The organism is Pseudomonas sp. FW507-12TSA (genome assembly GCF_058781435.1).
This window is the reverse complement of record NZ_JBYSWT010000033.1, coordinates 70,993-85,451: the sequence shown is the minus strand read 5'-3', so window position 1 is coordinate 85,451 and position 14,459 is coordinate 70,993. Positions and strand designations below refer to the sequence as shown.

The following is a 14,459-nucleotide window of genomic DNA, read 5'->3' as shown; positions in this document are numbered from 1 at the left end:
CCGGGCCCCGCCCCGCCTCCCCCCTGTGACGTAGCAAGCGAAAGGCCATGGTCTTTGCGCGACAGCAACTCTTGGGCAAAAAAAAGCAGAAACCGCCAATAGGTACTTGCTATTCATTGAATAAGAATTATTCTCATTGAACCCCCAATTCAAGGAGATGAGAACCATGACTTATTTGATCGATGCCTGGCTGGACCGCCCACATCCCTACCTGCGAATCCTGCATCGGGAAACCGGGGAAGTCTGTGCAGTACTGGAAGAGGAAGCCCTGAACGAGCTGCAGGACCAGGGAGACCTGGACCTCAATGGCTTGAGCTCCAGCGAGCCGCTGGTACTCAAGGAGTTGGTGCGTAACCTGTTTTTGTTCTGCTACGCCAGAGCCTTGCGGCCGACCGGCGCCGAAAGCCAAGGCCTGAGCGCAAGAATCCGCGTATGAAACCCAAGCCGATAAAGGAGCCTGCCTGCTGGCGATGAACCATCCGCGGCCAAGCCGCCATCGCTCGCAGGTCGACTCCTCGGGGAATTACAGAACGTCCAGCAGCTCGACGTCGAACACCAGGACGCTATGCGGCGGGATGCTACCTACGCCTTGTGCGCCGTAAGCCAGTTCGCTCGGCACGTACAGACGCCATTTGCTACCGGCGTTCATCAGCTGCAGCGCTTCAGTCCAGCCCGCGATCACACCACCCACCGGGAACTCGGCAGGTTGGCCACGCTCGTAGGAGCTGTCGAATACGGTACCGTCGATCAGGGTGCCGTGGTAATGGGTACGCACGCTGTCTTCACGGCTCGGCTTGGCGCCTTCACCCTGGGTCAGCACTTCGAATTGCAGGCCGGAGGCCAGGGTGGTGATGCCTTCGCGCTTGGCATTTTCAGCCAGGAAAGCCAGGCCAGCGCCTGCTGCGGCTTCAGCCTTGGCAGCGGCTTCAGCCTGCATGATTTCGCGGATGACCTTGAAGCTGGCGGACATCTCTTCCTGGCCCACACGGCTTGGCTTGCCGGAAAACGCATCGGTCAGGCCAGCCAGGATCGCTTCCAGGTTCACACCTGGTGGTGGGTTGTCACGCAGTTGGTCGCCCAGCTGACGGCCAATGCCGTAGCTGACGCGGGTTTCGTCGGTAGACAGGTTTACTTCGGACATGACGCTGCTCCGCTGTGCGGACGGCTCGGGAAAGGCCGTGCAGACACAGCGCATTCCGGAGCGCCCGGAACCAAAAGGGCGAGCAGACTAGCACAGAAGGCCGGCGCGGATCATCGCCGCCCGGACTCAACCACCGGAGTGCAGGACGATGGGGACTTTCAGATTGTCCTCGACAGTACCGGACAAGCCGCACATCTCATCATGCACCGAGGTATGGATCAGGTTGAATGGCAAGTCGGGAAAAGCTTGCAGCACCTCGCGAGCATGCTCCACCGAGCGCAGGTGGAACGTCTGCCCGTGGGCATCGCTCAGTGGATAGGCCGTCCCGCGCATGCGCGCCTCGAGCAGGTAGATCCCGCCTTCCAGGGAGATCAGGTTCAGTTCGTCGAGTTTTCCGGCGATGGCATAGGCATTCATTTCCTGCAGGTTCATGAGCGCACCTCATGCATTCCAGGCCCGTGACACCTAAAGGGATATGCCGCGGCCAGGAAAAGCACAAGCCACAAACGACACCGCCCGTCCGTTTCACAACGGCCGGGCGGCTTACAGGCAATCAAGAGTTCTTCAGTGCTTGGTCAGCTTGTCCAGGTAGCCCATGGCAAACGCCGAGACCACGAAGGTCATGTGGATTACCACGTACCACAGCAGGTACTCCGTAGGAGTGTTCTTGGCATCCATGAACACCCGCAGCAGGTGGATCGAGGAAATCGCCACGATGGATGCCGCCACTTTCATCTTCAGCGACGAGGAATCCATCTTGCCCAGCCAGCTGAGCTTTTCCTTGTTTTCGTCGATATCCAGTTGCGATACGAAGTTCTCGTAGCCAGAGATCATCACCATCACCAGCAAGCCGCCCACCAGTGCCATGTCGATCAACGACAACAGGACCAGGATCAGCTCGGACTCAGCCATGGCGAACACGTTGGGAATGACGTGGAAAACTTCCTGGAAGAACTTCAATGCCAGCGCCAGCAGGCCCAGTGACAGACCGAAGTAGATCGGCGCCAGCAGCCAGCGTGATGCATACATTGTATTTTCGATAAAACGTTCCATTGGAATCTCGCAGCCGGTGTGAAAACGGCGGCGAGTATATCAGCGCCCCAAAACTCCATAAACCACAGGTCCACGGGTTTTTCCGGGCGTTTTTTCTGCTAGTGTCGAAGCCACTCCAACCGCCCACCGACCCTGGACAGGAAAACTGGAAAATGGATTTGCGATTGCCTTTGGCGAGCCTCGGCCTTGGTCTGGCCCTGCTGAGTAGCGGCGGCTGTTCGCCCAGCGATGAAAAGCAAGAGGCCAACCTCAAGGACGAAGCCGCGCAACTGGAAAAGTCCCTTGCGGCCATCCAGGACCCCAAGCTCAAGGATGCCTTCGCCGACCTTGGCGGTTCGCTGCTGTTGCTGGAGCGAGCCCAGCTCAAGCTCGCCACCAAGCCCATCGAGACCGAGTACGGCGATGACAGTCTCGCCGTGCTCAAGCACTACCCTACCCCGCAGGCCCTGGTGGATACCTATGTCAACGGCCTGTTCGTGCTGCGCAAGCGTTCGAACTCGGACTACCTGACCGACCTGCAACCGATCTTTCCCTTCAACTTCAGCATCCCCGGGCACTTCCCTTTTCCCCATGGCCTGGAATGGCAATCGGTCACCCTGAGCAACAAGAAAGTCGTGGACTTCCAGCCTGAATGGTCGGAAACCGACCCAGGTATCCAGCTGAGTCCTTCCAGCTCGAACATGACCAACCCGGATGACCTGACCATCGCCTACCCCTTCGTCGAAGGCCTGGAAATCGACAACAAGAGCCAGCCGCAACCGGTCTCCCTGCAAGGCAAGCTCGAGGTCATGGCGCCCCAGCGAGTGCTGACTTTCGAGCTGGCCAAGGCCGACATCGGCAAGCCACGCAAGGACGGCAACATCAGCCTGACCCTGCTGGCCCTGGAGAAAAACGTCGCCGAGATCGAGATGAACAACAACGCTCCAGTACTCGAGGAGGCCAGTGACGTTTCGGTCAATACCCTGATGGTGCAGGCCCGGGACAGCAGCGGCCAGGTCCTCTCGCGTTCCGGATCGATCAACGAGGACGCCGAGCAGATCGCCTTCTACCGGCGCCAACTGGCCGCAATGCAAAAGCAGAGCACATGGAGCGATGCCTTCGAAAAGCAACTGGAAGATGAACAGCAAGCCTTCGACCGCAAGCACACCCGACGCTACGCCAAGGTCTACTTCAACGGCATGGTGGACAAGCTGGAGGTCGCGGTAATGGATTTCTCCAAGGCACAGGTCACACGCAAGGATCTTGACCTGCCGGTATTGAGTTTCGAACGCAACACCACCGACAAGACCATCCAGGCACTACCAATACCGGTGGTGGTCTATGACGACCAGGCGGCCAGCTACCTCAAGGGAGCGCAGATCGACGAGGAGTCGCTGAAGAAGTCAGTGACCATCAGCCAGTCGGTGGAGGACGCCAGTGATGCACGCATCGAGTTCAGCCATCCGCGGACCTTCAACGACGAGCTGCTGGGCGGGCAGTTCAGTACAGGCGACACACCACTGACTTTCTTTACCCAGAACGCCCAGGGGCAGCGTGGCGAGCCCATCGAGTTGCCGGACGAAGCATTCGAGATCGACGCCTTGCGCGGCTTGATTACCTATGACCTGAACCTGTTCCCGGAAACCCCCGCCTATGCGGTCGGCTCGATCCCATTGTTCCTGGCCAATATCGAGAAGCAGACCCTCACTGCGCAGCAGTTGCCCAAGGGCTTGGAGCTCAAGGGCAATGCATTGATCGTCGACCAGCAGCTCTTTGCCTCGGATGCCTGGCGCTTCTATGCCAAGGATGCGAGCGGCCAGTACCTCAAGGAGATCCTCGCCGTCTCCCACAGCGCGCCGCATGGCGGCCCGGCGTTATATGACGTGCATTACTTCTACGGCCAACCGAGCCAGCTGGAAAGCTACAACCGCACGGAGCTGAACACCGTGGAATACGGCTTCGAGGTCAAGCTCGACAAGGTCGAATCCGCGCCTGCCGCGCCATAGCCGGGCATCGAGGCCCGGCTTTCAGTGCTCGGGGTGGAACTGGAAGTCGCCACTGTTGCGCCCCCGTTCCCCGTTGATCTGACGCAACTGGGCCTGCAGGTGCAGGCACCAGATCTGCGGATCGTCCGCCAACTGGTAGCCATGGGTAGTCAGGCTTTCAACGATGGAATCGAGGATGGACTCGGCCACCACCGGACCGCAGAACGGTCCCTGGGACTTGATTGCCGAAGGTTGTTCACCGGCCATTCCGGCGGCGAAGAGCAGGGTCCACATACCGTTGTCTCCCGCCAGGGGGCGGACGCAGCATTCGATACGGGTGACGAGGCCAAGGCATTGGCGAGTGAGGCAAAGGTTGCGCGACATGGCGGCGACCCTCGGGTAGATCCACTATTCAGCCTTCGGTCGAAGGCTGTTTCGATCCAGCGACGGTTGTCGTTCTCCTTGCCCTGAGAATAGAAGAAAAGCCCGATAAACAAAGTTGACCGATCCAACAGGCGCCGAATGGTCTACTTTGAAAAATTGGCGTCAGCGCATCGACGCCGATGGCGAGAGCCAATGCCCTCGCCATCTTCCGTCATCAGGCCGGCTTGGCTTCTGCCAACGCCTCCTGCGCCGACTCCTTCTCCGCCTCCTTCAGGTCTTCCTCGCTGATCATCTCGGCGATCACCCGCAAGCGCTCAACCACCCGGGCGTTCACGCTGCCCTCCGGAAACTGGCCATCGGCATCCGGTTCGCCGGCAGGTTCGCCCACCAGCAGGCTCAGGGCCTCGTCAGCCTGGCGCACTGCATACACATGGAACATCCCATCACGCACTGCCTGCAGGACCTTCTCGTCGAGCATCAGGGTGGCGACGTTGGCCTGGGGAATGATCGCGCCCTGCTCACCGGTCAGCCCACGGGCTTCGCACAGGCGGAAGAAGCCTTCGATCTTCTCGTTGACCCCGCCGACCGCCTGCACTTCCCCGAACTGGTTGATCGAACCGGTGATGGCGAAGCACTGCTTGAGCGGCGTCCTCGACAACGCCGAGATCAGCGTGCAGGCCTCGCCCAGCGAAGCACTATCGCCATCCACATAACCGTAGGACTGCTCCAGGGCGATGCTTGCCGAAATCGCCAGGGGGAATTCCTGGGCATACCGGCTGCCCAGGTAGCCGGTCAGGATCATCACCCCCTTGGAGTGGATCGGCTGCCCGAGGTTGACCTCGCGCTCGATGTCGACGATGCCGCTGCCGCCGGGGTAGACCGTGGCGGAAATCCGCGCCGGCACGCCGAAAGCCGAATCACCCACCTCCAGTACGGTCAGGCCGTTGCACTTGCCCACGGCCGCGCCATCGGTGTCGATGAGGATGATGCCGGCCAGCATGTCGTCGAGAATCCGCGCCGAGACCCGGCCGGTACGGGTGGCCTTGGCCTTGAGCGCCCGCTCGATATGCCCCGCATCGGTCATTTCGTCCGAGGCCAGGTGGCGGATGAAATCGGCCTCGCTGACCAGCTGGAACAGGTCGCCGATCCGCGCCGACAAGCGCCCCTGGTGCTCGGCCAGGCGCGCGCTGTAGGTAGCCAGGCGCGCCACCGCATCCGCGGTCAGAGGCGCCATGCCCTCCTCCGAGGTACGGGTCTTGAGCAACTGGGCGAACTGCTCGAGGCTCTCGTCCACCATCGGGATGTCTTCGTCGAAGTCCACCAGCACGCGGAACATTTCCTGGAAGTCCGGATCCAGGTCCTGCAGCGTGTAGTACAGCTGGCGAGCACCGATGATGATCACCTTGACCTGCAGCGGGATCATCTGCGGCGTCAGGGTCACGGTGGCCAAGCGGCCCATTTCCCCCAGCGGCGACTCCATCTTCAGCTTGCGCGACTGCAAGGCGCGCTTGAGCGCGTCCCAGACGAAGGGCTCGCTGAGCATCTTCTCGGCTTCCAGGATCAGGAAGCCGCCATTGGCCCGGTGCAGGGCACCGGGGCGCAATTGCCGGTAGGTGGTGTAGAGCGCGCCCTGGTCGGTGCTGTACTCGATCCGCCCGAACAGGTTGTCGTAGGTCGGATGGGGCTCGAACACCACCGGGGCACCGCCGCTGGCGGGATGGCCGACCACCAGGCTCGGGCAGTACTGCTCCTCCAGCAGCTTGCGCGCCACGGCGTCGGTCTTGCTGTCATCCACCAGTTGCTCGACCACGGTTTTCAGCAGGTAGACCTGCATGGCCTGCAGGTAGCCACAGACCCCGGCGTTCTCCGCGTACTTCTCAGACAATGGCGCCAGCAACGGCTGCAGGGCCAGGGTGATGGTTTCCTCGTTGAGCTGGCGCAGCTGGTTGCTCGACTCGCGCTTCCACTGCGGCAGGCTCGCCAACTCTTCGTTGAGGCGCTCTTCAAGGGCAGAAATGTCCTCGTGGAAACGTTCGCGATCGGCCTCCGGCAACTGGGCGAACTCGGCCTCGTCCAACGCCTTGCCTTCGTACATCGGAGTGAAGGCGATATTGCTGCTATCGCGATACAGCGCCACGTCCTTCTCCAGGGCCAGGCGCTCGATCACATCCAGGGCACGGTCATAGCGCTGGTTGAAGGCGCGGTCGATGGCGCTCTTCTTCTGCTGGTAGGACGGGTGTTCGAAGACCGCTGGAAAGGTTGCCAGCAGGTTGTCGATCAAACCGTTGATATCGGCGATGAAGCTGCCCGCGGCCCCTGCTGCCAGTTCCAGCGCCCGCGGCTCGCGCGGCTCGTCGAAATTATTGACGTAGACCCAGTCCGATGGCGTCTGCAGGCGCTTGCCCTCGGCCTTCAGGTAGCGCTTGACGAAGGAAAAGCGCCCGGTGCCCGGCTCGCCCATGACGAATACGTTGTAACCGGGGCGGGGCATGGCCACGCCGAATTGCAGGGCCTCGACTGCGCGTTCCTGGCCAAGCACACCGCGAAAGGGCTCCAGATCATTGGTGGTCGAGAAGCTGAACTGCTCAGCGGAGAACGGACGGGTCAAGGCCTCAGGCGCGAGACGCAGGCTGGCGGCAACAGGATCAGGCATCGGACTTCCTTACATCAGGCGGGGCGGATGACGGCATTCTGGCGCTGGCCAGGCCCGGCTGGCAAGGCGCGCCTGATGGCCGAACAGGGACGGACCGCAGCCTGTCCCCCCATGCCAGGGGCCACCCGGCATTTCCGGTATTGCGTTGCAAATACTTACGGAACCGATGGAATCTGCCTAAACTCCAAACTGCGCGACCGGATAAATAACCGGTCCCCTGGTGCCGGCACGGACCAACCTCCCTGTCCATTATTGGTATGCACAAAGAGAACAACGCTATGAAACGGATTCTTCTCGGTACTCTCTTCACCGCCGTCTCCCTGAACGCCATGGCCCAAGCGCCAGGTGGCCCGGACTGCGGTTGGGGCAACATGCTGTTCAAAGGCCAGCGCGGCACTCCTGCCCACTTCCTGGCTTCCACCACTAACGGTACCTCCGGCAACGCCACCTTCGGCATGACCTCCGGCACCAACGGCTGCTCCACCAACGCCGCCCTGACCTACGGCGGTAAATCCTGGTTCGCCATGAACGGCATGATGAACGAGCTGTCCGAAGACATGGCCAAGGGCCAGGGCGAAGCCCTGACCACCTACGCCGTGGTCCTGGGTGTAGCTCCAGAAGACCGTGCGCACTTCGCCGCGGTTACCCATGAACACTTCCAGCAGATCTTCAGCAAGGCCGACGTGACCGCCGAAGACGTGCATACCAACACCCTGGCCGTACTCAAAGGCGATGCTCGCCTGGCCAAGTACGCCACTCCAGCCTAAGCCGGCCCCCGCCCGCTCCTTTCGGGGAGCGGGTTTTTCTTTCTGATCCTGCCCCTTCCGGGCTTTTGTATTTCCGACTCAAGTTGCCCACCATGCTCAAACGCCTTGCCTACCTGGCGCTCTGTGCCTGCGCCCCGCTGTACGCCGCGCCCCACATTGACTCACAACGTTTGCAGCAACTGGCCAACGACCCCTTCTGGATCTCCATCGGCCACTACGAGACCGCCAAGCTCGGCGGCTGGCGCAGCTATGTCAGCGATCCGCGCTTCTTCCTCGCCGCCGACGGCGCCCATCATCCCGATGCCGAGCTGAGTGCGACCCTCGATGCTCTCTATGCTCCAGCCAGCACCGGCGAACGCCATGCCCAGTGCGTCTACCCGGCCCGCACCCGCTGGCTCAAGGCGCAGCTGGGGCTCAACGACCTGCCTGCGGTCCAGTGCAACGAGTTCAGCCAATGGTTCAAGGACGTCGCCCCCCACAGCACGGTGATGATCTTCCCGGCGGCCTACCTCAACAGCCCTTCGTCGATGTTCGGCCACACCCTGCTGCGTATCGACCAGGCAGACGTGCAGAGCAACCACACGGCCCTGCTCAGCTACGCGATCAACTTCGGCGCCTATATCGAAGGTTCGGACAACAGCATCCTCTATGCCTGGAAAGGCCTGATGGGCGGCTATCCCGGGCTGTTCGCCCTGGTCCCCTACCAGGAGAAGCTGGCGGAATACCGCAGCCTGGAAAATCGCGACCTGTGGGAGTACCGACTGAACCTGACCCAGGAAGAAACCGAGCGCATGGTGGAGCATGTCTGGGAACTGAAGCAGATCAAGTTCGACTACTTCTTCTTCGACGAGAACTGCTCCTACCGCTTGCTGGAACTGCTTCAGGTCGCCCGCCCGAGCCTGCGCCTGACCGGCCAGTTCCCGCTCACCGCGATCCCCACCGACACGGTCAAGGCTGTCAAGGACGCCGGGCTGGTGGAGCGCATCGACTACCGTCCGTCCCGCGAGCGCGAGCTGCTCAGCCGCGCCCAGCCCTTGAGCCATGAAGAACAGCAGTGGGTACTCAAGGTCAGCGCCGACCAGAAACAACTGCAAGACCCCGGCTTCAAGGCCATGCCCCGGGATCGCCAGGCCCTGATCGTCGACGCGGCCTACCGCCTGGAACGCTATCGGGCCAACGGCCAGGAGCGCGACACCGAACGTTCGCAGCGCAGCTTCGAGCTGCTCAAGGCCATCAACCAGAACCCGGCGCCGGAGTTGCAGATCCAGCGTCCGGGCCTGCCTGAGGACGGCCACCAGTCCCGGACCTGGCAGCTCGGCGTCGGCACGCGGGACGACAAGGCTTTCGCCGAATACGGCCTGCGCATGGCTTATCACGATCTCAACGACAACGCCGAAGGTTTCCCCCTCGGAGCGCAGATCGAGATCCTGCAGATGAAACTGCGCCAGTACGAAGGCAATCACTGGCAGCTGCAACAGCTGGACCTGGCGACCATCCGCTCCCTGACCCCACGCAACGAGTTGCTGCAGCCATGGTCCTGGCAAGTCACCGGTGGCCTGGAACGGGTACCTGGCAAGCACGACGATGAAACCCTGGTCAGCCACGTCAACGGTGGTGCCGGTGGTACCTGGCAATTGGGCGAAGACACCTTGGGCTTTGTCCTGGGCACGGTACGGGTGGAACACAATGCCGACTTCGCCGGCTTCATCGCTCCGGCAGCCGGCTTCGATTCCGGCATCCTCTGGAAAAACCCCCTGGGTAACTTCAGCCTCGAAGCCAAGGGCGACTACTTCACCAACGGCGAAGTCCGCCGCAGCCTGAGCCTCAACCAGCAATGGGAATTGTCACGCAACCTGGGCCTGCGCCTGAGCGCCCAGCGCGAGTTCAGCCAGCTGGCCAGCCCGGTCAATGAAGTCATGCTCGAACTCAAGTGGTACCACTATTAACGGCAGCTGCTAGCGTCAAGCTCCTAGCGACAAGGTTTTCACGCGTCGCCGACAAATGCCCTTCTAGACTTCACTCATGTGAAGTCTGGGAGCTCCTCGATGTGGCGTTACGCTTGGGCATTGCTGGCACTGGCCCTGATCGGTGGTTGTGAGTCGAACCACGAGTATTTGCTCAAGCAAGGCTATCCGCCGGCCTTTGCCGATGGATTCGACGACGGCTGTGTCAGCGGCCGACAGGCAGCCGGCTCCATCAGTGGAGAGTTTCGCAAGGACGTCCCCCGCTATCTCAAGGATGCGCAATACGCCGAGGGCTGGAGCGACGGCTTTCGCCAATGCCAGGCCATGCTGGAGAACCAGGACCGCGAACAGTATCGCCAGCGCCACTGGGATGAGCGTGAGCGGGCCTGGCAGCAGGAGAAGGACCGCGATGCCGCCCGGGCCTATCGTTCGCAATAGGTCGCTTTCAGGCAACGCTCCAGGCCTGGGACCTGCCACCATGGCCAACCCCAACCAGGGAGAACCGCCATGAGTCGTGCTTTCGTCAACGAAGACCAGGCCGCCGCCCAAGCCGCACAGCCGGTGGAGCGCCAGGTCAGCAGCCAGCCCAACTACGTTACGCCACAGGGGCTGGTGGAGCTCCAGGACAAGGTTTCACAGCTACAGCACCAGCAGCACGGGCTGCAAGATGCCGGCGATCCCCAGCGCCTGGCGGAGCTGGAACGGGACCTGCGCTACTTCACCCAGCGCCTGCACAGCGCCCAGGTGGTACAGGCGAGCGCCACCGACCGGGTACAGATTGGCAGCCGGGTGACTTATGTGGATGAAACAGGCGACCAAAAGAGTGTGCAACTGGTCGGCGAGGACCAGGCCGATGTCGCCAGGGGCCTGGTGAACTGGGCCTCGCCCCTGGGTCGCGCCTTGCTGGGCGCGCGTCTGGGGGACGAGGTCTTGTGGCAGCGGCCGGCGGGCGACCGCTTGATCGAGGTCATCGGCATCGAACCGGCCTGAACCGATTCAGACCACGCCCTGGGCCAGCATGGCATCGGCCACCTTGACGAACCCGGCGATGTTGGCGCCCTTGACGTAGTTGATCCGGCCGTTTTCTTCGCCGTAATGCACGCAGGCATGGTGGATCGACTGCATGATGGCGTGCAGCTTGCTGTCCACTTCGCCGGCGGTCCACAGCAGGCGCATGGCGTTCTGCGACATTTCCAGCCCGCTCACCGCCACCCCACCGGCGTTGGAAGCCTTGCCCGGGGCGAACAGGATGCCAGCGTCGATGAAGATATCCACAGCCTCCAGGGTAGTGGGCATGTTGGCGCCCTCGGCGACACAGATGCAGCCATTGCGCAGCAGCGTGCGGGCCGCCTCGGCGTCCAGCTCGTTCTGGGTGGCGCAAGGCAATGCGATATCGCAAGGCAGGTCCCATGGCGTCTTGCCGGCACGGAACTCCAGGCCGAAGCGGCTGGCCAGTTCGCTGATGCGCCCACGCTGGACGTTCTTGAGCTCCAGCACCGCTTGCCATTGTTCTTCGCTCAAGCCGGGCTCGCAGTACAGGGTGCCTTCGGAGTCCGACAATGAGATCACCTTGCCGCCCAGGTCCATGACCTTGCGGGCGGCGTATTGCGCCACGTTGCCGGAGCCGGAGATCGCCACGCGCTTGCCCTCGACCCGGTCGTCACGCCGCTTGAGCATTTCCTCGGCGAAGTACACGCAGCCAAAGCCCGTGGCTTCCGGGCGAATCAGGCTACCGCCGTAACTCATGCCCTTGCCGGTGAGCACCGAGGTGAACTGGTTGCTCAGGCGCTTGTACTGGCCGAACAGGAAGCCGATTTCCCGGGCACCGACACCGATATCCCCGGCCGGCACGTCCACGTCCGCACCGATGTGCCGGTACAGCTCGCTCATGAAGGCCTGGCAGAAGCGCATGACTTCGGCATCGCTCTTGCCCTTGGGGTTGAAGTCCGAGCCGCCCTTGCCGCCGCCCATGGGCAAGGAAGTGAGGGAGTTCTTGAAGGTCTGCTCGAAAGCCAGGAACTTCAGCACGCCCATGTTCACCGACGGATGGAAGCGCAGGCCGCCCTTGTAGGGACCTATGGCGCTGTTCATCTGGATGCGGAAACCACGGTTGACCCGAACCTTGCCCTGGTCGTCGACCCAGGACACACGAAACACCACGGCACGTTCCGGCTCGCAAATCCGCTCGAGAATCCCGGACTCCAGGTAATGCGGGTTGGCTTCGAGAAACGGCCATAGGCTACGCAGTACCTCCTCCACCGCCTGGTGGAATTCTGGCTGGTCCGGATCGCGCTTTTTCAGGCGGGCGAGGAAGTCTTCGACGGATTCGATCATGGAAAGTCTCGGCGGATTTATTGTCGTTAAGGGGGAGATTTGCCAGGGACTTTAGCAATTCAATCTGCACTGGGACAGAGCAAAATGTCGCAGTTATGAATTTAAATGGTGCAAAAAATATAAATCGACCCGATCTGCGGGCTTCGTACGCACTGGATTGGTGACAAAACGCCGCAGCTTTGCACTCACTTTGAACGTGCTCCACAGCCGGGAAATTACCCCGCCGATACATTCTCCAGGCATAAAAAAACGGAGCCCGGTGGGCTCCGTTTTTCTCCAGCAGCGAGCCGATCAGGCCAGCTTCTTGTGCCGTACACGGTGCGGTTGCGCCGCGGCTTCGCCCAGGCGCTTCTTGCGGTCGGCTTCGTACTCGGTGTAGTTGCCTTCGAAGAATACCGCCTGGGAATCGTCCTCGTAGGCCAGGATGTGGGTGGCCACGCGGTCCAGGAACCAGCGATCGTGGGAAATCACGATGGCGGCGCCAGGGAAGTCCAGCAGGGCTTCCTCCAGGGAACGCAGGGTCTCGACGTCGAGGTCGTTGGACGGTTCGTCGAGCAGCAGGACGTTGCCACCCTCCTTCAGGGTCAGGGCCAGGTGCAGACGGCCACGTTCACCACCGGAAAGGTCCTTGACGAACTTCTGCTGGTCGCCGCCCTTGAAGTTGAAACGGCCGACATAGGTGCGCGACGGGATCTCGTAGTTGCCGATGCGGATCTGGTCGGAACCGTCGGAGATCTGCTGGAACACGGTCTTGCTGCCATCCAGGTCCTCGCGGCTCTGGTCCACGCAGGCCAGCTGCACGGTTTCGCCGATCTCGATGCTGCCCGAGTCCGGAGTCTCCTTGCCCATCAGCATGCGGAACAGGGTCGACTTACCGGCGCCGTTGCCGCCGATCACGCCGACGATGGCGCCCTTGGGCATGGAGAACGACAGGTTGTCGATCAGCACGCGATCTCCATAACCCTTGGTGACGTTCTTGAACTCGATGACCTTGTCGCCCAGGCGCGGACCGGCCGGGATGTAGATCTCGTTGGTCTCGCTGCGCTTCTGGAATTCCTGGGACTGCATTTCCTCGAAACGCTGCAGACGGGCCTTGGACTTGGACTGGCGGGCCTTGGCGCCTTTGCGCACCCACTCCAGCTCTTCCTTCATGGCCTTCTCGTGGGCCGACTGCTGCTTGGATTCCTGGGCCAGACGCGCCGACTTGGCCTCCAGCCAGCCGGAGTAGTTGCCTTCGTACGGGATGCCCGCGCCACGGTCCAGTTCCAAGATCCAGCCAGCGACGTTGTCGAGGAAGTAACGGTCGTGGGTAATGGCTACCACGGTGCCCGGGAAGTCGTGCAGGAAGTGCTCCAGCCAGGCCACCGAGTCGGCGTCCAGGTGGTTGGTCGGTTCGTCGAGCAGCAGCATGTCGGGGGCCGACAGCAGCAGGCGGCACAGGGCCACACGACGTTTCTCACCACCGGACAGGTGCTCGACGCGGGCGTCCCAGGCTGGCAGGCGCAGGGCATCGGCGGCGACTTCCAGCTGGCGTTCCAGGTTGTGGCCGTCGCTGGCCTGCAGGATGGCTTCCAGCTTGGCCTGTTCGGCGGCCAGCTTGTCGAAGTCGGCATCAGGGTCGGCGTAGGCAGCATAGACCTCGTCCAGGCGGGCCTGGGCGTCCTTGATCACGCTGACCGCTTCCTCGACCACTTCACGCACGGTCTTGGACGGGTCCAGCTGTGGCTCCTGGGGCAGGTAGCCGATGTTCAGCTCCGGCATCGGCCGTGCTTCACCTTCGAATTCGGTATCGACGCCAGCCATGATCTTCAGCAGCGTGGACTTACCCGAACCGTTGAGGCCCAGTACGCCGATCTTGGCTCCGGGGAAGAAGGACAGGGAGATGTTTTTCAGGATTTCCCGCTTCGGCGGAACGACCTTGCCCAGCCGATGCATGGTGAAAACGTATTGAGCCAAAATATGGACCTCGTGAAAAAGGTGAAAACAGGCCTGCTAAGCCTCGTGGTGCGATACACAGCACTCCCAACCTTCAAGGTTAACCTAACTGAGCGACGGCGGGCAGACCGCCGGGAGCTTCAGCCGCGCTTTTTCTTGCTGCAGCCCCTGTGACACAAGGCCCCCGCCAATAGCCCCAGAGCCTGTAGAAGCAAGGCCTTGGCCACTCTCAAACAAGGCCACGGGCAAGCTCGGGCATGAGCC

The 14,459-nt window shown here is 61.8% G+C and carries 13 protein-coding genes; 6 read left to right on the top strand and 7 right to left on the bottom strand.

Features of this window, described 5'->3' with window-relative positions; genetic code table 11:
• The first annotated feature begins 166 nt into the window (after positions 1–166).
• Positions 167–436, top strand: coding sequence for a PA4570 family protein (locus AC3WK8_RS26245; protein WP_022641095.1), 270 nt, complete (start codon positions 167–169; stop codon positions 434–436).
• An 87-nt stretch (positions 437–523) separates the two neighbouring features.
• On the opposite strand, the gene bamJ is transcribed toward AC3WK8_RS26245, so the two are convergent.
• The 3 genes from bamJ to AC3WK8_RS26230 form a co-directional block, all read right to left on the bottom strand.
• Entirely contained in the window at positions 524–1,141 is a 618-nt protein-coding gene (bamJ, locus tag AC3WK8_RS26240) for a BamJ family beta-barrel-assembly machinery protein (RefSeq protein WP_103326256.1), read from the bottom strand.
• 126 nt (positions 1,142–1,267) lie between these two features.
• Entirely contained in the window at positions 1,268–1,573 is a 306-nt protein-coding gene (locus tag AC3WK8_RS26235) for a DUF6482 family protein (protein WP_022641097.1), read from the bottom strand.
• Between the two features lie 132 nt (positions 1,574–1,705).
• Positions 1,706–2,194: a TIGR00645 family protein gene (locus tag AC3WK8_RS26230; protein WP_031320561.1), complete on the bottom strand. Its 489-nt coding sequence runs from the start codon at positions 2,192–2,194 to the stop codon at positions 1,706–1,708.
• 152 nt (positions 2,195–2,346) lie between these two features.
• On the opposite strand from AC3WK8_RS26230, the gene AC3WK8_RS26225 reads away from it, so the two are divergent.
• Positions 2,347–4,179 (top strand): hypothetical protein, encoded by a 1,833-nt coding sequence (locus AC3WK8_RS26225; protein WP_103326255.1) that lies wholly within the window; start codon positions 2,347–2,349, stop codon positions 4,177–4,179.
• A 21-nt stretch (positions 4,180–4,200) separates the two neighbouring features.
• Here the strand turns inward: AC3WK8_RS26225 and AC3WK8_RS26220 are convergent, their stop codons facing one another.
• Together AC3WK8_RS26220 and AC3WK8_RS26215 are read right to left on the bottom strand one after the other, a co-directional pair.
• Positions 4,201–4,542 (bottom strand): PA4575 family protein, encoded by a 342-nt coding sequence (locus AC3WK8_RS26220; protein WP_031320562.1) that lies wholly within the window; start codon positions 4,540–4,542, stop codon positions 4,201–4,203.
• Between the two features lie 214 nt (positions 4,543–4,756).
• The gene (locus AC3WK8_RS26215) at positions 4,757–7,195 is read right to left on the bottom strand and encodes a Lon protease family protein (protein ID WP_022641101.1); all 2,439 of its coding nucleotides are present in this window, start codon (positions 7,193–7,195) and stop codon (positions 4,757–4,759) included.
• A 278-nt stretch (positions 7,196–7,473) separates the two neighbouring features.
• Between AC3WK8_RS26215 and AC3WK8_RS26210 the strand changes: the two genes are divergently transcribed.
• The 4 genes from AC3WK8_RS26210 to AC3WK8_RS26195 all read left to right on the top strand — a co-directional run bounded on the left by AC3WK8_RS26210 (position 7,474) and on the right by AC3WK8_RS26195 (position 10,916).
• A complete protein-coding gene (locus AC3WK8_RS26210) occupies positions 7,474–7,962 on the top strand; it encodes a DUF3015 domain-containing protein (RefSeq protein WP_022641102.1) in 489 nt (162 codons plus the stop codon).
• A gap of 92 nt (positions 7,963–8,054) precedes the next feature.
• Complete coding sequence (locus AC3WK8_RS26205) at positions 8,055–9,908, top strand: Lnb N-terminal periplasmic domain-containing protein (protein ID WP_103326254.1); 1,854 nt, start codon at positions 8,055–8,057, stop codon at positions 9,906–9,908.
• Positions 9,909–10,007: 99 nt separating this feature from the next.
• A complete protein-coding gene (locus AC3WK8_RS26200; RefSeq protein ID WP_085597040.1) occupies positions 10,008–10,364 on the top strand; it encodes a hypothetical protein in 357 nt (118 codons plus the stop codon).
• Between the two features lie 69 nt (positions 10,365–10,433).
• The gene (locus AC3WK8_RS26195; RefSeq protein ID WP_103326253.1) at positions 10,434–10,916 is read left to right on the top strand and encodes a GreA/GreB family elongation factor; all 483 of its coding nucleotides are present in this window, start codon (positions 10,434–10,436) and stop codon (positions 10,914–10,916) included.
• A 6-nt stretch (positions 10,917–10,922) separates the two neighbouring features.
• On the opposite strand, the gene gdhA is transcribed toward AC3WK8_RS26195, so the two are convergent.
• Entirely contained in the window at positions 10,923–12,260 is a 1,338-nt protein-coding gene (gene gdhA, locus AC3WK8_RS26190) for an NADP-specific glutamate dehydrogenase (protein ID WP_085597038.1), read from the bottom strand.
• 291 nt (positions 12,261–12,551) lie between these two features.
• Positions 12,552–14,216 (bottom strand): energy-dependent translational throttle protein EttA, encoded by a 1,665-nt coding sequence (gene ettA, locus AC3WK8_RS26185; protein ID WP_031320563.1) that lies wholly within the window; start codon positions 14,214–14,216, stop codon positions 12,552–12,554.
• Positions 14,217–14,459: the final 243 nt, after the last annotated feature.